Origin of the sequence: Nocardioides palaemonis, from assembly GCF_018275325.1 — a bacterium.
In the GTDB taxonomy this organism is placed as follows: domain Bacteria; phylum Actinomycetota; class Actinomycetes; order Propionibacteriales; family Nocardioidaceae; genus Nocardioides; species Nocardioides palaemonis.
On sequence record NZ_JAGVQR010000004.1, the window covers coordinates 12805 to 32243 of the forward strand.

Annotated in this window: 16 protein-coding genes; 8 read left to right on the top strand and 8 right to left on the bottom strand. The window is 73.1% G+C overall.

The window, feature by feature from the left end; translation table 11 throughout:
• Window positions 1–70 precede the first annotated feature (70 nt).
• Window positions 71–1393, top strand: coding sequence for a cryptochrome/photolyase family protein (locus KDN32_RS15775; RefSeq protein WP_211733235.1), 1323 nt, complete (start codon window positions 71–73; stop codon window positions 1391–1393).
• Window positions 1394–1592: 199 nt separating this feature from the next.
• Window positions 1593–2366 carry a M23 family metallopeptidase gene (locus KDN32_RS23400; protein WP_211733236.1) on the top strand — a complete coding sequence of 258 codons (774 nt, stop codon included), beginning with the start codon at window positions 1593–1595 and terminating at the stop codon, window positions 2364–2366.
• 575 nt (window positions 2367–2941) lie between these two features.
• Here KDN32_RS23400 and pcrA read toward each other — a convergent pair.
• From pcrA to KDN32_RS15810, 6 genes are all read right to left on the bottom strand, one after another.
• Window positions 2942–5338 carry a DNA helicase PcrA gene (gene pcrA / locus KDN32_RS15785; RefSeq protein ID WP_211733237.1) on the bottom strand — a complete coding sequence of 799 codons (2397 nt, stop codon included), beginning with the start codon at window positions 5336–5338 and terminating at the stop codon, window positions 2942–2944.
• Window positions 5339–5418: 80 nt separating this feature from the next.
• Window positions 5419–5772, bottom strand: coding sequence for a hypothetical protein (locus KDN32_RS15790; protein ID WP_211733238.1), 354 nt, complete (start codon window positions 5770–5772; stop codon window positions 5419–5421).
• A 35-nt stretch (window positions 5773–5807) separates the two neighbouring features.
• A complete protein-coding gene (locus tag KDN32_RS15795; protein WP_211733239.1) occupies window positions 5808–6254 on the bottom strand; it encodes a universal stress protein in 447 nt (148 codons plus the stop codon).
• Window positions 6143–7687 (bottom strand): APC family permease, encoded by a 1545-nt coding sequence (locus tag KDN32_RS15800; RefSeq protein ID WP_211733240.1) that lies wholly within the window; start codon window positions 7685–7687, stop codon window positions 6143–6145. The genes KDN32_RS15795 and KDN32_RS15800 overlap by 112 nt, the downstream gene beginning before the upstream one ends.
• Before the next feature lie 67 nt (window positions 7688–7754).
• Window positions 7755–8429 (bottom strand): LuxR C-terminal-related transcriptional regulator, encoded by a 675-nt coding sequence (locus tag KDN32_RS15805; RefSeq protein WP_211733241.1) that lies wholly within the window; start codon window positions 8427–8429, stop codon window positions 7755–7757.
• Complete coding sequence (locus KDN32_RS15810) at window positions 8426–9727, bottom strand: ATP-binding protein (protein ID WP_211733242.1); 1302 nt, start codon at window positions 9725–9727, stop codon at window positions 8426–8428. Before KDN32_RS15810 ends, KDN32_RS15805 begins: the two co-directional genes overlap by 4 nt.
• A gap of 144 nt (window positions 9728–9871) precedes the next feature.
• Here KDN32_RS15810 and KDN32_RS15815 point away from each other — a divergent pair, with 144 nt between their 5' ends.
• Together KDN32_RS15815 and KDN32_RS15820 are read left to right on the top strand one after the other, a co-directional pair.
• Window positions 9872–11113 (top strand): PspC domain-containing protein, encoded by a 1242-nt coding sequence (locus KDN32_RS15815; RefSeq protein ID WP_211733243.1) that lies wholly within the window; start codon window positions 9872–9874, stop codon window positions 11111–11113.
• Window positions 11114–11124: 11 nt separating this feature from the next.
• Window positions 11125–11409 (top strand): hypothetical protein, encoded by a 285-nt coding sequence (locus KDN32_RS15820; RefSeq protein WP_211733244.1) that lies wholly within the window; start codon window positions 11125–11127, stop codon window positions 11407–11409.
• Here KDN32_RS15820 and KDN32_RS15825 read toward each other — a convergent pair.
• The gene (locus KDN32_RS15825) at window positions 11398–13089 is read right to left on the bottom strand and encodes an aminotransferase class V-fold PLP-dependent enzyme (RefSeq protein ID WP_307854155.1); all 1692 of its coding nucleotides are present in this window, start codon (window positions 13087–13089) and stop codon (window positions 11398–11400) included. The genes KDN32_RS15820 and KDN32_RS15825 overlap by 12 nt on opposite strands.
• 34 nt (window positions 13090–13123) lie before the next feature.
• Window positions 13124–14137 (bottom strand): glycerophosphodiester phosphodiesterase family protein, encoded by a 1014-nt coding sequence (locus KDN32_RS15830; RefSeq protein WP_249217237.1) that lies wholly within the window; start codon window positions 14135–14137, stop codon window positions 13124–13126.
• Between the two features lie 66 nt (window positions 14138–14203).
• Here KDN32_RS15830 and KDN32_RS15835 point away from each other — a divergent pair, with 66 nt between their 5' ends.
• The 4 genes from KDN32_RS15835 (at window position 14204) to KDN32_RS15850 (ending at window position 19356) form a co-directional block, all read left to right on the top strand.
• The gene (locus KDN32_RS15835) at window positions 14204–14746 is read left to right on the top strand and encodes a YbaK/EbsC family protein (RefSeq protein WP_372446554.1); all 543 of its coding nucleotides are present in this window, start codon (window positions 14204–14206) and stop codon (window positions 14744–14746) included.
• Window positions 14747–14786: 40 nt separating this feature from the next.
• Window positions 14787–15461 carry an alpha/beta hydrolase gene (locus KDN32_RS15840; protein ID WP_211733246.1) on the top strand — a complete coding sequence of 225 codons (675 nt, stop codon included), beginning with the start codon at window positions 14787–14789 and terminating at the stop codon, window positions 15459–15461.
• 357 nt (window positions 15462–15818) lie between these two features.
• Window positions 15819–17531 carry an ABC transporter ATP-binding protein gene (locus tag KDN32_RS15845; protein WP_211733247.1) on the top strand — a complete coding sequence of 571 codons (1713 nt, stop codon included), beginning with the start codon at window positions 15819–15821 and terminating at the stop codon, window positions 17529–17531.
• A 76-nt stretch (window positions 17532–17607) separates the two neighbouring features.
• On the top strand, window positions 17608–19356 hold the full coding sequence (locus KDN32_RS15850) for an ABC transporter ATP-binding protein (protein WP_249217238.1): 1749 nt from the start codon (window positions 17608–17610) through the stop codon (window positions 19354–19356).
• The last annotated feature ends 83 nt before the right edge of the window (window positions 19357–19439 follow it).

The following is a 19439-nucleotide window of genomic DNA, read 5'->3' on the forward strand; positions in this document are numbered from 1 at the left end:
AGACCTCCCGGCGCGGGCCGCACAGGTCGGGTGAGCGTGGTGGTGGTCACCCCCCGGCTACGTTGAACGCATGGCTGAGCACGACTCCTCGGTGATGTGGTTCCGCCGCGACCTGCGGGTGCGCGACAACCCGGCGCTGCTCGCGGCGCTCGACGAGGGGCCGGTGACCGGCCTGTTCGTCGTCGACCCGGCGCTGTGGAAGGGCGCCGGGGCGGCCCGGCGCGCGTGGCTCGCCGCCAACGTCCTCGAGCTGGCCGAGCGGATCCCGCTCTCGCTGAAGTACGGCGACCCGCGCGAGGTCGTGCCGCGGGTGGCCGCCGGACGGCGGGTCCACGTCGCGGCCGAGACCACGCCGTACGGGCGGCGCCGCGACGACGCCATCGGCGAGGAGGTGGAGCTGGTCGCCACCGGGTCCCCGTACGCCGTGGGGCCGGGGCGCGTGGTCAACGGCAGCGGCGGCCCCTACCAGGTCTTCACCGCCTTCGCGCGCGCCTGGCGCGAGCACGGCTGGCCCGAGCCGGCCCACACCCCGCGCTCGCCCGACATGGAGCCGGCCGACTCCCACCAGCGGGCGCTCGACCTGCTGCACACGGCCGTCGAGGAGGCGCCGTTCGACCTGCCGGGCGCGGGCGAGGAGGCGGCGTGGCGGCGCTGGCGGACCTTCCGCGACGGCGGGCTCGCCGACTACAGCACCGAGCGGGACCGCCCCGACCACGACGGCACCTCCCGCCTGTCGCCCTACCTCCACCTCGGCGTCCTGCACCCGCGCTCCCTGCTCGCCGACCTCGACCCCTCCTCGACCTACGCCACCGAGCTGGCCTGGCGCGAGTTCTACGCCGACGTGCTGTGGCACCAGCCGCGCTCGGCGTGGACGGACCTCAAGCCGGCCCTGGAGGGCATGCGCTACGACGAGCCCGGCGACGCGATCGAGGCGTGGCGCACCGGCACCACCGGCTTCCCCATCGTCGACGCCGGCATGCGCCAGCTGCGCGAGACCGGGTGGATGCACAACCGGGTCCGGATGATCACCGCCTCGTTCCTCACCAAGGACCTGCACGTGTGGTGGCCGCTCGGCGCGCGCCACTTCCTCGACCTGCTGATCGACGGCGACGTCGCGTCGAACAACCACGGCTGGCAGTGGGTCGCCGGGACCGGCACCGACGCCTCGCCCTACTTCCGGGTGTTCAACCCGGTGACGCAGGGCATCCGCTTCGACCCGCAGGGCGACTACGTCCGCCGCTGGGTGCCCGAGCTCGACCACCTCCCCGGCAAGGCGGCGCACGAGCCCTGGAAGTCCGACACGGGCTACGAGCAGGACTACCCGCGGCGGATCGTCGACCACGCGGAGGAGCGCCAGGAGGCGCTGGACCGCTACCAGGCGGCCCGACGCTGACGTCCGGGTTCCGGACGTAATCCACAGTTGCACCACGAATCGGTGCGAGGGTTGCGCTTTCCCGTGATCTTTCCGTTACAGTCGTGCGCGGTCTTGCCGACCCGACCCCCTGACCCGGCAGATTGGTGACTCCTCCATGGGCAACCACCGAGCGGAGCGCGCTCCCAAGCGTCGCGCCACCTCGGCACCGGCTGCACCCGTGACCGGAAAGCGACGGGCAGCCACGCCCCAGCGCCGGTCCCCGCTGTCCAGCCTGCCGTCCCTCCCCCTCGTCGCAGGGGTCGCGGTCCTCGCGATCTCCGCCGGCGGCGCCGTGGCGGCCGGGGGCGCGGGAGCGACCCGCCTGACCGCCTCCGGCTCCTCGATCGACGCCGCGAGCGCCATCGGCGCCTCCGGCACCGCCCTCGCCCGCCGCGGCGAGGTCGCGAGCCGCGACTACACCCGCGACGCCGACGTCAGCGCCGAGGAGACCGACCCCGAGCTCGTCGCCCTCGCCGAGAAGCAGCTGGCCGAGCGCGCCGAGAAGCTCGACGAGATGCGCAAGGCGGCGGAGAAGCAGGCGGCGAAGATCAAGGAGAACAAGTGGGTCCTCCCGCTTGCGAGCTACCAGATCACCGCCACCTTCGGTCAGTACGGCCTCTGGGCCAGCTACCACACCGGCCTCGACTTCAACGGCGACTCCGGTGACCCGATCATGGCGATCGCCAACGGCACCGTGACCTCCACCGGCTACGACGGGGCGTACGGCAACAAGACGGTCGTCACCCTCGACGACGGCACCGAGATCTGGTTCTGCCACCAGACCTCGATCTACGTCTCGGTCGGCGACCGGGTCAACGGCGGCGAGGTCATCGGCACCGTCGGCGCCACCGGCAACGTCACCGGCTCCCACCTCCACCTCGAGGTCCGCCCCGGCGGCGGGGGTCCGGTCGACCCGTTCCAGGCCTTCGTCGAGCACGGCATCGTCCCCTGACCTGGCCCTGACCTCCGCTCCCCCGTGAGCGGTGGCCCACCCACACTCTCCGCGCGCGGACTGTGGTTCAGCAACCTCCCACCGGCGCGGCGTACGCCGACACACCCGCCAGCGGTGCCCCACCCACACTCTCCGCGGGCAGACTGTGGCTCACGCACCGCTCCCGCCCGCGCGGCGTACGCCGACACACCCGCGAGCGGTGCCCCAGCCACACTTTCCGCGCGCGGACTGTGGCTCAGCCACCTCCCACCGGCGCGGCGTACGCCGACACACCCGCCAGCGGTGGCTCACCCACACTTTCCGCGCGCAGACTGTGGCTCACGCACCGCTCCCGCCCGCGCGGCGTACGCCGACACACCCGCCAGCGGTGGCTCACCCACACTTTCCGCGCGCAGACTGTGGCTCAGCCACCGCTCCCCCCGCGAGAGCGGTGAGTGACGAGGATTTCCAGCCGCCCGAATCCTCCTCACGCACCGCCCACCGGCGCGGCGTACGCCACCACACCCGCGAGCGGTGCGTGAGGGGCAGTCCAGCGCCCCCGAATCCCCCTCACGCACCGCTCGAGGGGGCCGGCGTCAGAGCTTCTCGACCGGCGCGTAGCGCAGCAGCAGGCGCTTGACGCCCTCGGAGCCGAAGTCGATCGAGGCGACGGACTTCTCGGCCACGCCGTCGACGGCGACGACGGTGCCCATCCCGAAGGAGTCGTGGACGACGCGGTCGCCCGGGGCCAGGCTCGGGATCTCGCGGGCGGGCTTGGCCTTCGCGGCGGCGTCGGCGCGCATCGCGGCCGAGGTGAAGTTGCGGCGACCGGCGGCGGTCGGGCTGCCCATCCGGACCGGGCCGCCCGACGCGTGGTCGGCGCGGCCCCAGCGGGTCTGCTCGGCGGCGGTGCGGCGCCAGTCGACGAGGTCGACCGGCAGCTCGTCGAGGAAACGGCTCGCCGGGTTGTGGGCCGGGGCGCCCCAGGCGGAGCGGACCAGGGCCCGCGAGACGTAGAGCCGCTGCTCGGCACGGGTGAGGCCGACGTAGGCGAGGCGGCGCTCCTCCTCGAGCTCGGGCTGGTCGCCGAGGGAGCGCTGGTGCGGGAAGATGCCGTCCTCGAGGCCGGTGAGGAACACGACCGGGAACTCGAGCCCCTTGGCCGTGTGGAGGGTCATCAGCGTGACCACGCCCGAGTCGTCGCCGTCGGGGGCGTCGGGGATCTGGTCGGCGTCGGCGACCAGCGCGACCCGCTCCAGGAAGTCGCCCAGGCCGACCGCGATCGTGCCTGCCTCGACGTCGGCGGGGTCGGCGCTCGGCCCGGGCTGCGGGTCCTCGGCGAACTCGCGCGCGACCGCGACGAGCTCGGCGAGGTTCTCCACCCGGGTGCCGTCCTGCGGGTCGTCGCTGGCCTCGAGCTCGGTGACGTAGCCCGAGCGCTCGAGGACCGACTCCAGGATCACGTCGGGCCGCTCGTCGGCCGCGACCATCGACTGGAGCTCCTGGACCATCGCGACGAAGCCCTGGATGTTCTTCAGGCTGCGGGTCGCGAGTCCGGGGGCCTCCTCGGCCCGGACGAGGGCCTCCCAGAACGTGATGCGGTCGCGGTCGGCCAGGGCGGCGATGCACGCCTCGGCCCGCTCGCCGATGCCGCGCTTGGGGGTGTTGAGCACCCGGCGCAGCGAGATCTCGTCGGCCGTGTTGACCAGCATCCGCAGGTAGGCCAGCGCGTCGCGGACCTCCTTGCGCTCGTAGAAGCGGACGCCGCCCACGACCTTGTAGGGCTGGCCGGTGCGGATGAACACCTCCTCGAACACCCGCGACTGGGCGTTGGTCCGGTAGAACACCGCGACGTCGGCGGGGCGTACGCCGTGCTCGTCGACGAGCGTGTCGATCTCCTCGCTGACGAAGCGCGCCTCGTCGTGCTCGTCGTCGGAGACGTAGCCGACGATCCGCGCGCCGTCGCCGGCCTCGCTCCACAGCCGCTTGGGCTTGCGACTGCGGTTGTTGCCGATCACCGAGTTGGCGGCGGTGAGGATGGTCTGGGTGGAGCGGTAGTTCTGCTCGAGCAGGATCGTGGTCGCGTCGGGGAAGTCCTGTTCGAAGTCGAGGATGTTGCGGATGTCGGCTCCGCGGAAGGCGTAGATCGACTGGTCGGCGTCGCCGACCACCATCAGCTCGCTGGGCGCGACCTGCTCGCCCATCACCTCGGTCTCCGGCTCCTCCATCGAGGCGCCGCACAGCTGCTGGATGAGGCTGTACTGGGCGTGGTTGGTGTCCTGGTACTCGTCGACGAGGACGTGGCGGAACCGGCGGCGGTAGTTCTCCCGCACGTCGGGGAACGCCTGGAGCAGGTGGACCGTGGTCATGATCAGGTCGTCGAAGTCGAGGGCGTTGGCCTCGCGCAGGCGGCGCTGGTAGGCGGCGAACGCCTTGGCGTAGGCCTCCTCGAAGGAGTTGCGCGCGTCCTTGGCGGCGTCCTCGGCGTCGCGCAGCTCGTTCTTCTGGTCGGAGACCCAGTGGAGGACGGCGTTGGGCTGGTAGCGCTTGGGGTCGAGCTCGAGGTCGCGCAGGACGAGCGTCATCAGCCGCTTGGAGTCGGCGGCGTCGTAGATCGAGAAGTTGGACTTGAAGCCGAGCCGGTCGATCTCCTTGCGCAGGATCCGCACGCACGCGGAGTGGAAGGTGGAGACCCACATGATCCGGGCGCGCTTGCCGACGAGGTCCTCGACGCGCTCCTTCATCTCGGCGGCGGCCTTGTTGGTGAAGGTGATCGCGAGGATCGACCCCGGGTGGGCCTTGCGCTCCTGGATCAGCCACGCGATGCGACGGGTGAGCACGCGGGTCTTGCCCGAGCCGGCTCCGGCCACGACGAGCAGCGGCGCACCCGAGTGGGTCACGGCGGCGCGCTGGGGGTCGTTGAGGCCGTCGAGGAGGGGGTGGTCGCGGTGCTCGAAGAGGGCCTGGTCGGCCGGTGCGTCAGTGGGGCTCATGTCGCCCCCAGCCTATGCGGCGACGACGACATCCACCGCCTCGCCGGTGGCCCTGTGGACCGGGCGGTACGTGGCCTCGCTCAGGCGTGCGCGGGCGACCAGAACACCGCGATCGCGATGTTCGCGACGGTCAGCGCGAGGATGCCGTAGTAGAGCCCCTGCGGGATGCTCGGCTTGCGCAGGTTGGCCATCACCAGGACCAGGATGACCAGGCCGATCGCGAACTTCACGCCGATCTTCGCGTGGTCGGGGCTGCCCAGCGACTCGAGCACGCCGACGAGCAGCAGTCCGGCGAGGAACGCCGTGCCCGCGCCGTCACGCATCAGCGAGTTGACCACCTTCGGCTCGGTGCGCAGCTGCACCAGCAGGCCGCCCAGGAGGGCCGCGAAGCCGAGGATGTGGACGAAGAGCAGCACCAGCCGCAGGGTCTCCATGGCGGACACCCTAGCGACCGCGCCGCGGCTCCTCGTCAGCGCTTGCGCCTCCGCGGCGCGGGCCGGACGACCAGCACGGGGCAGGGCGCGTAGTGCTGCACCCGCTGCGCGGTGCTGCCGACCAGCACGCTGTCGCTCAACCCACGGCCACCGGCGGCCACCACGACCAGCCCGGCGTCGTACTGCTTGGCCGCCTTGATGATCTCGTTGGCCGCCGAGCCGCTGCGGATCCGCTTGTGCACCTTCGGGCCCCATCCGTCGAAGACGGCGGCGATCGCGTCGACCGCGCCCTGGGCCGCGTCGCGGAACGAGCCGTCGAGCTTCTGCTCGGAGAGGTCGTCGGCGAACGCCACGGAGGCGAGCGGGCGGATCACCGCGACCACCGAGATGTCGGTGACCTTGGTGGGATCGGCGAAGGACTTGAGCTGCTTGGCGGCTGCGAGCGACTGCTTCGAGCCGTCGGTGGCGACGACGACGTGCATGTCAGGCCCCCGTCCCGGCGTCGTCGAGATCCGGGGTGCGGGAGCCGGTGCCCGTGCTCCCGAAGAGCTTCTCGGCAACGAACAGCACGCCGCCGATGGCCAGCAGGCCGGCGCACCACAGCAGCGAGTGCGGGTCGTCGTAGACGGTGAAGCCCAGGATCGCCAGGTTGCCGACCAGCCCCACCACGAGCAGCGCGGTGTTGGCGCGGAAGATCTCGTCGTGCTCGTCCTGCCCGCGCAGCCGCAGGCACGACACGGATGACCAGGGCGTAGATCGCGAGGAGCAGCACGACCGTCACGGTCGCGAGGCGGCCGACCAGGTCGATCCCGCCACCGGCCTCGGTCACCAGGGTGCCGATGACGAGCAGCAGCCCGACGACCGCGCCGCTGAAGATGAGGCCGACCCAGGGGCTGCGCCGCACCGGGTGGATCTTGGCGAAGATGCCGGGGACGACGTCCTCGCGGGCCATGCCGTAGAGGATGCGCGGCTGCGTGACGATCGTGACCAGGGTCGTGTTGGTGATGGCCACCAGCGCGATGATCGAGAACAGCGTGGCCATCAGGTCGGTGGACAACGGCAGGATGCCCGCCTTGACCACCTCGAGGAGCGCGGCGTCGGAGCTGGCCAGCGTGTCGGTCGGCACGGTCAGCGCCGCGGCCATCGAGACCAGGACGTAGACCAGGCCGGCCACGAGCATGCCGCCGACGAGCGAGCGCGGGAACGCCTTGTAGGGCTCGATGGTCTCCTCGGCGACGTTGACGGTGTTCTCGAAGCCGGTCATGGCGAAGAAGGAGAACGAGATGCCGGCGAGCACGGCCAGCGCGGGGCTGCTGTAGTCGCCGCCGGTGTCGATGTGGGTCAGCACGCCGAAGTCGGCGTTGCCCTGTGCGACGTAGACGATGCCGATGACCATCACGATGACCAGGCCGGCGGCCTCGACGAAGGTCATCAGCATGTTGATGACGACCGACTCGGTGATGCCGATGTAGTTGACCACCACCAGGATCGCGACGAAGACGAGCGAGACCAGCAGGGCCGGCGGTCCGGCCCAGAGCTCGGCGAAGTAGGACGCGAAGCCGGTCGCGAGGGAGCCCGAGGCCGCCATGCTGGCGGCGAGGAAGGAGACCGTGATGAGGAAGGTCAGCGCCCGGTTGCCGAACGCCTTGTTGACGTAGAGCGACGCGCCCGCTGCGCGGGGGTACTTGGTGACCAGCTCGGCGTAGGCCGCACCGGTGATCGCGGCGACGGTGACGCCGAGCGCGAAGGCGATCCAGAACGCCCCGCCGACGGCCGCGGCGACCAGGCCGATGAGCACGTAGATGCCCGATCCGAGCACGTCGCCGAGGGTGTAGAAGAAGAGCAGGCGGCCGGTGATGGACCGCTTGAGCTCGCTGTCGTCGTCCAGGTCGGGCGTGGTCGCCGTGTCTGCCATCCGACGACCGAATCGCGTCGGGCGGTGGTTGTCAAACGTCCTTCACCCGCGGGAATGGTCCGCCGGATCAGAGCAGACGGCGGTCCGAGGCCCACTTCGTCAGCTCGTGGCGGCTGGAGAGCTGGAGCTTGCGCAGCACCGACGACATGTGGGTCTCGACGGTCTTCACCGAGATGAAGAGCTCCTTGGCGACCTCCTTGTAGGCGTAGCCGCGGGCGATCAGGCGCATCACCTCCCGCTCGCGCTCGGTCAGCCGGTCGAGGTCCTCGTCCACCGCCGCGACGTCGATGGAGCCGGCGAAGGCGTCGAGCACGAACCCTGCGAGGCGGGGCGAGAAGACCGCGTCGCCGCCCGAGACCCGGGTGATCGCGTCGACCAGCTCGGGACCGGTGATGGTCTTGGTGACGTAGCCCCGGGCGCCGCCACGGATGGTGCCGATGACGTCCTCGGCGGCGTCGGAGACCGACAGCGCGAGGTAGAGCGTCTCGGGCGAGGGCTGGCGCCGCATCACCTCGACGCCTCCCCCGCCGGGCAGGTGCACGTCGAGCAGCACGACCTGCGGGCGCAGCCGGTGGACCACCTCGACAGCGGCGTCGGCGTCGGCGGCCTCGCCGACCACCTCGACCACCCCGGCCCCGCTCGCGGCCAGCTCGGCGCGCACCCCGGCGCGGAACATCGCGTGGTCGTCGACCAGGACGACGCGCACGGGTCCTGCGGGGGCGGACGGGACGGTCTCGGTCATCGGTGCTCCTGGTCGGTGGGGTGGGACGTGCGGGGCATGTGCAGGCGGACCTCGGTGCCCTCGCCGGGCGCCGAGCGTACGTCCGCCCGACCGCCGTGGCGCACCATCCGGTCGACGATGCTGCTGCGCACGCCCTGCCGGTCGGCGGCGACCTCGTCGAGGTCGAAGCCCGCGCCGCGGTCGCGGACGAAGACGTCGACCGCGGCGTCGCTGGTCTCGGCGAAGACGTCCGCGCGCTGGGTGCCGGCGTGCTTGGCGACGTTGACGACCGCCTCGCGGGTGGCCAGCACGATCGGGCGCAGCGCCTCGTCGAGGTCGCAGTCGCCGACGGTCACGACGTCGACCACGACGGGGTGCTGGGACTCCACGTCGGCGGCCATCTCCTTGAGCGCGCCGGCGAGCGTGGTGGCGTCGGCGGTGTCGGCCTCGAAGAGCCACTGGCGCAGGTCGCGCTCCTGCGAGCGCGCGAGCCGGGCCACGGTCGTGGCGTCGTGCGAGTTCTTCTGGATCAGCGCGAGGGTCTGCAGCACCGAGTCGTGCAGGTGGGCGGCCATGTCGGCGCGCTCCTGGGTGCGGACCCGCTCGGCGCGCTCGGCGCCGAGGTCGTCGACGAGGCGGACCACCCACGGGCCGACGACCAGCGCGAGGCCGAGGAGGCCGAGCAGGCCCGCGACCAGCACCGGCACCGCGAAGCTCGCCTGGCCGGCGGCGACGGCGAAGACGAGGAGCGCGGTCAGCACCAGGCCGAGCCCGGCGGCGATGCGGGTGTACGCCGCCCAGCCGCCGTTGCCGAACACCGCGCGGAACGGGTCGATGCGCCCCGACGAGTCGACCCAGCGCTCGCGCTGCGCCTCGTCGGCCTGGCGCCACAGCAGCCCGATGCCGGCGACCCCGAGCACCACCGGCCAGAACAGCACGCCCTGGCCGAAGATCCCCTCGAAGCCCAGCACCACGCCGAAGAACAGCGCGCCGAGCGCGATCGCCGGGCCGGCGTCGCGCAGCCGCGAGCGACGGCCCGGGCGCTTGCCGGTGCGGGTGGCGCTCTCCAGGCCGGGCGTGCTCACCTCGAACGCCTGCCCGGACGGCAGGAAGATCCACAGGCCCGCGTAGAGCAGCAGCCCGAAGCCACCGAGGAACGCGGTGGCGACGAAGAACACGCGCACCCACAGCACCGGCACCGCGAGGTGCGCGGCCAGGCCCGCCGCGACCCCGCCCGCGATCGGCGAGGTGGTGTCGCGGTGGGCGCGGCGCGGCTGCGCGGGGCGCGGCCCGGCAGCGCTCGTGGTCGTGTGGCTCATCGTGGCTCCATCGTCGCAGGCGCGAGCAGCCCGGACCATGAGGACTGACCCCGAGGCGCCCCTGAGCCGGCCCCGGACCGGCGCGGGGCGGATCAGGGCTGTCCCCGATGGTGGCGGGCGCCGGGGGCGACGAGAGTGGGTGCCATGGACGAGACCACCGGCACCACCTCCACCGGGACCCAGCCGCCACCCGACTCCGGTCCCCGCGTCACCCGCGACGACGTCAAGGACCTCGGCCGGCTGCGCCGCAGCGTGACCGACCGGCACATCGCCGGCGTCGCCGGCGGCCTGGCCCGGCACCTCGACATCGACCCGATCATCGTGCGGGTCGTGCTGGTGGTCGGTGTCTTCTTCGGCGGCGCCGGCCTGCTGGCCTACGTCGGCGCGTGGATCCTCGTGCCCGAGGAGGGCACCGACGACGAGCCGCTGGGCCTCGACCGGCGCAACCGCTCGATCGCCCTGGCCGTCGTCGGCGTCGTCGCGCTGCTGTGCGCGGTCGGCGACTGGGCCGGCGCCTCCTGGTTCCCCTGGCCCCTCGCCGTCCTTGCCGCGCTGGTGGTGCTCTACCTCCACCGCAAGGAGCGCCGCGGGCCGACCTCGGGCTACGGCTACGAGGCGCCCGTTGCGACCGGTCCGGCGACCGGCCCCACTGTCGAGCACGACCCGGCCGAGGCGCCGCCCGGCGCGACCTACGACACCCCGGCCGTCGGCTGGGCGCCCGACGACTGGGGACCACGACGGCGCGAGCAGGCAGCGGCGTACGTCCGCACCCGGCCGCGCAACCCGCGCCGGCGCGGCCCGATCCTGTTCCTCTTCACCCTTGCGCTGATCGCGCTCGGCGAGGGCGTGCTCGGCGTGGTCGACCTGGCCGGCGTGGCCGTCACCCCCAGCGCGTACCCGGTGCTGGCGCTCGGCGTCACGGCCGCGATGCTGCTCCTCGGCTCCGTCTGGGGCCGCGCCGGCGGCCTGATCGCGCTCGGCCTCGTCACGGCGCTCGTGAGCGCGGTGGTCACGCTCGCCAGCGCCTACCCGGAGGAGCGGGTCTCCCACGTCCCCACCAGCGCGAGCGAGGTGCGTGACTCGTACGACCTCGGCGGCGGCGAGCTGACCCTGGACCTGTCCGACGTGGCCGACGTCGAGGCCCTCGACGGCCGTGACGTCTCCATCGACGGCGTCGGTGGCCGCGTCGAGGTGGTCGTCCCGGACGACGTCGACGTCACGGTGCGCACGCAGGCCGCCGGAGGCGACAGCCGGGTCTTCGGCGAGCGGCGCGACGGGCTCGACGTCAACCTCGACGGCTTCCGCGACGGCGGCCCGGGCGCACCCGAGATGTCCATCACGATCGACTTGTTCGTGGGCGAGATCGTCGTCCGCGAGGCAGCCTGAGGAGCACGACGATGAGCGAGCACGACACCTACGACACCGATGTCTACGGCTACGACGAGCCGATGGTCGGTCCCCTCGACGCACCGGACGAGCCCACCGGCTTCCACCCGGTCAACGTCGGCCAGCTCGTGATGGGGATCGCCTTCGCCGGCCTGGTCACGGTCTGGGCGCTCTTCCAGGCCGACGTGGTCCAGGGCCACGACCTGCGCTGGCTGATGCCGATCCCGTGGATCGCGGCCGGTGCTGCCGGCCTCGCCGCGACGGTGTGGCCATCGCGGACGCGCTCACCCCACTGAGCCGGCGGGGAGCGCGAACCACCGCAGCGCGTCGAAGTCCTCGCCGAGGTGGGCGGGATCCGACCAGTCCGGCGGGACGGCGGCCGCCATGATCGCGCGGCCCTCGTCGAGGTGCTCACGGAGCACCTCGACGGGGGCCGTCGTCGCGTGCCTCGGGTAGGTCATCGACCCGTCCGCCGCGTAGGAGACGTCGGCGAGGCGCAGCGGCGGCTCGACCGGCCCGGTGCGGTGGTGCCAGAGACCGGTCAGCGGGTCGAAGCGGTAGTCGCCCAGCAGCCGCCAGCCGTCGCGGGCGACGAGCCGGACCGCCTCGACGACGTAGGAGAAGACCTCCTCGTCGACGAAGTAGTTGAAGTTGACCCGCACCCAGCCGGGCTTGATGCCCTCGCAGCCGGTGGCGATCTGCGCCTCGAAGGCATGGCTGCGGTCGAGGTCGATGTCGAGCAGCCGGTGGCCGTAGGGGCCGGCGCACGAGCAGCCGCCGCGGGTCTGGATGCCGAAGAGGTCGTTGAGCAGGGCCACCACGAAGTTGTGGTGGAGGTAGGCCCCGTCGGGCGCCTTCACCACGAACGAGACGATCGACAGCCGCTGGGAGTCGAGGTTGCCGAGGATCTGCAGGGTCGGCTCGGCCCGCCACGCCTCCACCGCCCGGCGCAGCAGCTGCTCCTCGTGGGCCTGGATCGTCTCGACCCCGACGGCCTGCTTGAGCTGGAAGACCAGGCCGGCGCGGATGGACTCCACGATCGCCGGGGTGCCGCCCTCCTCCCGGTGGGCGGGGTCGTCGAGGTAGCGGTGCTCGGTGGGGTTGACGTACATGACGGTCCCGCCGCCGGGCACCACCGGCACCCGGTTGGTCATCAGCTCGCGCCGCACCACGAGCACGCCGGGCGTCCCGGGGCCGCCGATGAACTTGTGCGGGCTGATGAAGATCGCGTCCTTGTGCGACGTGCCGGGCCCGTTCATCTCGATGTCGACGTAGGGCGCGCACGCCGCGAAGTCCCAGAAGCTCAGCGCCCCGTGCTCGTGGAGCAGGTCGGCGACGCCGGCGGTGTCGGTGACGATGCCGGTGACGTTGGAGGCGGCGGAGAACGAGCCGATCTTCAGCGGCCGGTCGGCGTGCAGCTCGAGCTGCTCGCGCAGGTGGTCGAGGGAGACGTGGCCGTCGGCGTCCTCGCGGATCGTCACGACGTCGGCGATCGTCTCGCGCCAGCTGACCTCGTTGGAGTGGTGCTCGAACGGCCCGATGAAGACGACGGGGCGCTGGTCGGCGGGGATCGCGTCGCTCAGGTGGTAGCGGTCGTCGAGCCCGGCCGGCACCCGCAGGCCGAGGATGCCGATCAGCTTGTCGATCGCGGCGGTGCTGCCCGAGCCGCAGAACACCACGACGGTGTCGTCGTCGCCGCCGACCGCGTCGCGGATGATCCGGCGCGCGTCCTCGCGCAGGCGCGTGGTCTGCAGGCCGGTGCCGCTGGCCTCGGTGTGGGTGTTGGCGTAGGCCGGGAGCACCTGGTCGCGGATGAAGTCCTCGATGAAGGTGAGGCTGCGACCCGACGCGGTGTAGTCGGCGTAGGTCACCCGGCGCGGGCCGTAGGGGCCCTCCATCACCTGGTCGTCGCCGATCACGGACGCGCGGATGCGCTGCAGGAGGGCCTTCGACGAATCAGTGCAGACGTGCGTCACGAGGCGAGCGTACGCCGGTGGCAGGGCGTACCTGTCATCCCGCAGGCTCGGCCTGGCTGACCTCGCGGCGCGCCCGGAGCGCCTGCTCGGGGTGGTCGGTGATGATCCCGTCGACGCCGGCGTCGAGCATCGCCCGCACGGCTGCAGTTAGGTCGCCGAGCCCGTCGGGGGCGTCGCCGTGGCGCAGGTGGCGGGGCAGGAACCGGTTCTCCCCGCGCAGGGTCCACACGTGGACGGTGAGGCCACGCCGGTGGGCGTCGCGGACGAGCGAGGAGGGTGGGCCGGTGGCGTCCGTCGCGTCGCGCGGCAGCACCATCGAGGTGTGCGGGCCGATGCCGTCGGCGTAGTCGTCGATCCGGTCGAGGGCCTCGGGAGTCACGTCGTCACCGGGCTCGAGCAGCTGGATGATCGGCAGGCGGGTGCGCCCGGCGAGGCGGCGCAGGATCCCCGCCTCGAAGGACATCAGCGTGACCCGCGCCCACGGGTGGTCGAGGCCGTGGCGGGCGAGCTCGCGCAGCAGCGGCTCGTCGAGCGGCAGGCCCGCCCGGTCGTGGTGGTCGGCGTGCTTGAGCTCGAGCAGCACGCCGACTCCCCGGCCACGGCGTACCGACTCGGCGGCCACCATGGCGAGCACCTCGGTCAGCGTCGACACCCCCTCGGCACCGTCGTACGCCGTGTTGGCCGGGCGGGTGCGCGGCATCCGCTCGCGCGTCGCGAGGGTCTTCAGCTCCGCGAGCGTCAGGTCCTGGGCGAACCACCCCCGCTGCGCGACCCCGTCGACGGTGCGGGTGCGGCGCAGGTGGGCGAGGTCGGCACGCGACGCCACGTCGGTCGTCGTGCTGAGCTCGAGGTCGTGCCGGGCGACGAGCACCCCGTCCCGGGTCGAGACGAGGTCGAGCTCGATGTCGTCGACGCCCATCCGGATCGCGGTCCGGTAGGCGTCGAGGGTGTGCTCGGGACGGTGCCCGCTGGCGCCGCGGTGCGCGACCACGGCCGGCGTGAGGACCAACGACGGGGCCATCTGGAGCCGCTCGCGGGTCACCGTCATGGCAGCAGCCTGACCGGCGAGCGGGACCGGGCGGTGACGTCCGGGTGAATGCCGGATGATGACCGCGTGACGCTCCCGAGCCTGCCCACCCTGCAGTCCCTGCCCGCCGTCGAGCGCCCCGAGCTGGTCGCCCCGCCGGTGGCGGCGGCGCTCGCGGGCTGGTCGGGCGCGGGCGAGGTCGCGGTCGTGGCGATCGACCCCGACCTGGCGGACACGGCGGCGATGAGCGAGGCGTACGACGTCCCGATGACGGCGGGTGGCAACTGCGTCGTCGTCTCCGGCTCCCGGGGCGGCGAGGAGCGGGTCGCGGCCTGCGTGGTCCGCGCCGACACCCGCGCCGACGTCAACACGCTGGTCCGCAAGCTCCTCGACGTGCGCAAGTGCTCCTTCCTGCCGATGGACCGCGCGGTGGCCGAGTCGGGGATGGAGCACGGCGGCATCACCCCGCTCGGACTGCCCACGGGCTGGCGGGTGCTGGTCCACGACGCGCTGCTCGACGAGCCGCTCGTGGTGCTCGGCAGCGGGGTGCGCCGCTCCAAGCTGCTGGTGCCCGGCCGCCTGCTCGCCGACCTGCCGGGCGCCGAGGTGGTGGCGGGGCTCGGGCGCTGAGGCCGGGCATCAGACCGGGCGACCGGGGGTACGGGGCGCGATGAGCACCGCCCGGCTCGTCCCTGTCCGCGCGCCGTCGAGCCCCGACGGCGTCGTCCTGGTCCTGCACGGTGGGGCCGCCCGCGAGGGGCGGACGACGGTGAGCCCGGCCCAGCTGTCGGTGCTGCGGATGGTGCCGGTCGCCCGGCGCATCGCCCGTGCCGGCCGAAGGCGCCTCGCCGTCCACCGGCTGCTCAACTCGCACCGCGGCTGGGACTCGCGGACCACCCCGGTGATGGACGTGGCGCGGGCGCTCGAGCGCATGCAGGACCTCCACGGCGACCTGCCGGTGGCGCTGGTCGGCCACTCGCTGGGCGGGCGCGCGGCGCTGCTGGCGTCCGGCGGCGACCTCGCGGTCCGTGCGGCAGTCGCCCTGAACCCGTGGCTGCACCCCACCGACCAGGTGCACGGGACCAACGCCCGGGTGCTGGTGGTCCACGGGACCGACGACCGCATCGCCCGCCCGGGGCTGTCGGAGGACCTGGTGCGGCGTGCCCCGGACGCGCTGCGGATCGGCCGGATCGCTGTCGGCGGCGGCAGGCACGCGATGCTGCGGCGAGCCCGCACGTACGAGTCGCTCACGGCCGACTTCGTCACCGCCGTCCTGCTCGGGTCGGGCCCCCGCTCGGAGGCGGTGGCGGCGGTGCTCGCAGGTGAGCGGTCAGTGGAGGTCTGAGACCCGCGGCCCGCGCTCGGCACTCGGGGACATGTGTCCGACTTGTCGCCCTGTTCCGAGCAGCTCGAGGGCATGATCTCGGACACGTGTACGCAAGCGCGGTCGGCATGACCCGCACCGACAACCCCGCACCCGTCGCGGCCCGAGCAGTCGCCACGTCCGGTCGCGTAGCACCACGCGAGAGCGTCGACAGCGGGTGCGTGCGCACGTGTGGCGGTCCTGGCCCGTCCAGGAGCCGAATCGGGGCGACACCCGCCGCACGTGCGCACCCCACGGTCGACCCGCGCGCTCCCGGTGAGGCGGTCCGCCCGCGAAAACCGGTCGAGCCGCGCACCCGGCGCAACCTAGGATCTGTCGGTGCGCAGCCTCCCCGTCCCCGATCCCGGAGTGGCGGACCACCGCACTCCCGGCCGCTTCCTGTGGTGGCTGGCCCGCGGCCAGTGGCAGACCCTGCTCGGCGGGATGTCCTTCGGCATCGTGTGGATGTCGTGCCAGGCGGTGATGCCGGCGGTGCTCGGGCGGGCTATCGACCGCGGCGTCGCCGCGCGCGACCAGCAGCAGCTGCTGGTGTGGGCAGGCCTGATGCTCGGGATCGGCCTGCTGCAGGCGGTCACCGGGATCATGCGCCACCGCTTCGCGGTCACCAACTGGCTGACCGCGTCCTACCGCGTCGTGCAGCTCACCACCCGCCAGTCGGTGCGGCTCGGCGGCTCGCTGCCGCGCAAGGTCAGCACCGGGGAGGTGATCGCGATCGGCACCACCGACCTCGACCACATCGGCAACGTGATGGACGTGACCGCCCGCTTCTCCGGCGCGATCGTCTCCTTCCTCCTCGTCTCCACCATCCTGCTCACCACCTCCGTGCAGCTCGGCCTGGTCGTGCTCGTCGGCGTCCCCCTGCTGCTGCTCGTGATGGGCCCGCTGCTCAAGCCGCTGCAGGCGCGCAGCGCCACCGAGCGGCAGATGCGCTCCGACCTGTCCAACACCGGCACCGACATCGTCGGCGGCCTGCGGGTGCTCCGCGGCATCGGTGGCGAGGGCGTGTTCCTCGGTCGCTACCGCCGCGACTCGCAGGCGACCCGCACCGCGGCGGTCGAGGTGGCCCGCCTGCAGTCGGTGCTCGACGCGCTCCAGGTGTTCCTGCCGGGCATCTTCGTGGTGCTCGTGGTCTGGCTCGGCGCGCGCTCGGCCGTGTCCGGCGACATCAGCGCCGGCGAGCTGGTCGCCTTCTACGGCTACTCCGCCTTCCTCATGCTGCCGCTGCGCACCGCCACCGAGTTCGCCAACAAGCTGATCCGCGGCCGGGTGGCTGCGTCGCGGGTGTGCCGCGTCCTGGCGCTCGACCCCGACGTGGTCGAGCCCGCCTCCCCCGCCGCCGCCCCGCCCCCGCTCGCCGAGCTCGTCGACGCCCGCTCCGGCCTGCGCGTACGCCCCGGCTCGCTCACCGCGGTCGTCTCCGAGCGCCCCGACGACTCGGCGCTCCTCGCCGACCGGCTCGGGCTCTGCGCCGCCGAGCAGGACGACGAGGTGTCGCTGGGCGGCACCCCGCTGACCTCGCTGCCGCACGCCGTGGTGCGCGAGCGCGTGATGGTCTCCGACACCGGCGCCACGCTCTTCGCCGGACGCCTCGGCGACCGGCTCGACGAGCACGGTCGCGGGGGCGTGGAGGCCGCGATCGCGACCGCCTCGGCCGAGGACGTGCTGGAGGCGCTGCCCGACGGCCTCGACACCGTCGTCACCGAGAAGGGCCGCTCGTTCTCGGGCGGCCAGCGCCAGCGGCTGGTCCTGGCCCGGGCGCTCACCGCCGACCCCGAGGTGCTCGTCCTGGTCGAGCCGACCAGCGCCGTCGACGCCCACACCGAGGCCCGCATCGCGGCGCGGCTGCGCGCCCACCGCGCCGGCCGGACCACGGTCGTCACGACCGCCAGCCCGCTGCTGCTCGACGCGGTCGACGAGGTCGCGTTCCTCGTCGACGGCCGGGTCGTCGCGACCGGCACGCACGCCGAGCTGCTCGCCTCCGACGCGGCCTACCGCGCCGTCGTCGTCCGCGACGTGGAGGTGCCGGCATGAGCGAGCGCAGCGAGCGAGTCATCCCACACAGTGCGTCACGTGCCTCGTGCGCGCACGGAGCGAAGCGAGTACGCGCATGAGCGTGACGACCCGCTTGCCGATCGCCGACGGGGCGGCCGTGCGCCGCTACGTCGGTCAGGTCGCGCACCGCCACCCGTTCCTGCTGTGGTCGGCCCTCGGCCTCCACGTGCTGGCCGCGGTGACCGCGCTCGCCGCGCCGCGCCTGCTCGGCGACCTCGTGCAGGCGGTCGAGGAGGGCACGACCCGTGCGTACGTCGACCGGATCGTCGTGCTGCTGGCGGTCTTCCTCGTCGCGCAGTCGGTGCTGACCCGCTACGCCCGCTACCGCTCGCAGGTGATGGGCGAGCTGGTGCTGGCCGAGCTCCGCGAGGACTTCGTCGCCAACACCCTCGCGCTCCCGGTCGGGACGGTCGAGGCGGCCGGGTCCGGCGACCTGCTCACCCGCACCGGCTCCGACATCGACCGACTCGGCTGGTCGGTGAGGTGGGCGCTGCCGGAGTGGACCATCGCGGTCGTCACCGCGGTGCTCACCTTCGCCGCCGCCCTGTCGGTGGGCTGGTGGGTGTTCCTGCCCTGCCTGCTCGCGATGCCGCCGCTGGTGGTCGGCCTGCGGTGGTACCTCGCGCGGGCCAAGGACGGCTACCTCGCCGAGACCGCCTCGTACTCCCAGATCACCACCACGCTCTCGGAGACCGTCGAGGGCTCGCGCACCGTCGAGGCGCTCGGGCTCGGCGCCAAGCGCGTCCAGCAGGGCGACGACGACTGCCGTGCGTCGTTCGCCGCCGAGCGCTACACGCTGCACCTGCGCACCCGCTTCTTCCCGAGCATGGAGCTGAGCTACCTGCTGCCGGTCGTCGGCACGCTGCTGTTCGGCGGCTGGCTCTACGCGCGCGGCGAGGTGACGCTCGGCGAGGTCACGACGGCGACGCTCTACGTCCAGATGCTCATCGACCCGGTCGACCGGCTGGTCTCGATCCTCGACGAGCTCCAGCTCGGTGCGGCGGCCCTGTCGCGGCTGCTCGGCGTCGCCCAGGTGCCGGACGACCGCAGCGTCTCGGGACGCGAGCCCGCCTCGGAGAAGCTCGACGCCGAGGACGTGCGCTTCGCCTACGTCGAGGGCCGCGACGTGCTGCACGGCGTCGACCTCGACGTGGGCGTCGGCGAGCGGATCGCGATGGTCGGCCCGTCGGGGGCCGGCAAGTCGACCCTCGGCCGGCTGCTCGCCGGCATCCACCCGCCGCGCACGGGCAGCGTCACCGTCGGTGACGTCGAGCTGGTCGAGCTCCCGCTCGACGACCTGCGCGGCCACGTCGCGCTGGTGACCCAGGAGCACCACGTCTTCGTCGGGACGCTGCGCGAGAACCTCGTGCTCGCCCGGCCCGAGGCCGACGACGCGCAGGTGCTCGACGCGCTGGCCGCGGTGGACGCCCGCGAGTGGGCGCTCGCCCTGCCCGACGGGCTGGACACGCTCGTCGGGTCCGGCGGTCGCGCGCTCAGCGCGGCCCAGGCCCAGCAGGTCGCGCTGGCCCGGCTCGTGCTGGCCGACCCGCACACGCTGGTCCTCGACGAGGCCACCTCGCTGATCGACCCGCGCGCCGCCCGCCACCTCGAGCGCTCACTCGCGCGGGTGCTGGAGGGACGTACGGTCATCGCGATCGCCCACCGCCTGTTCTCCGCCCACGACGCCGACCGCGTCGCCGTGGTGGAGGACGGCGTGATTGCCGAGCTCGGCTCGCACGACGAGCTGGTCGAGGCGGGCGGCTCGTATGCCTCGCTCTGGGAGTCGTGGCACGGAAAGGGCTGAACAGCGGGGAGGATCGCACCCGCTATGTCACGAGGATCGTCCCCACTCCGCATCACGGTTCGGTGACGCGCCTTCCGCGAGGG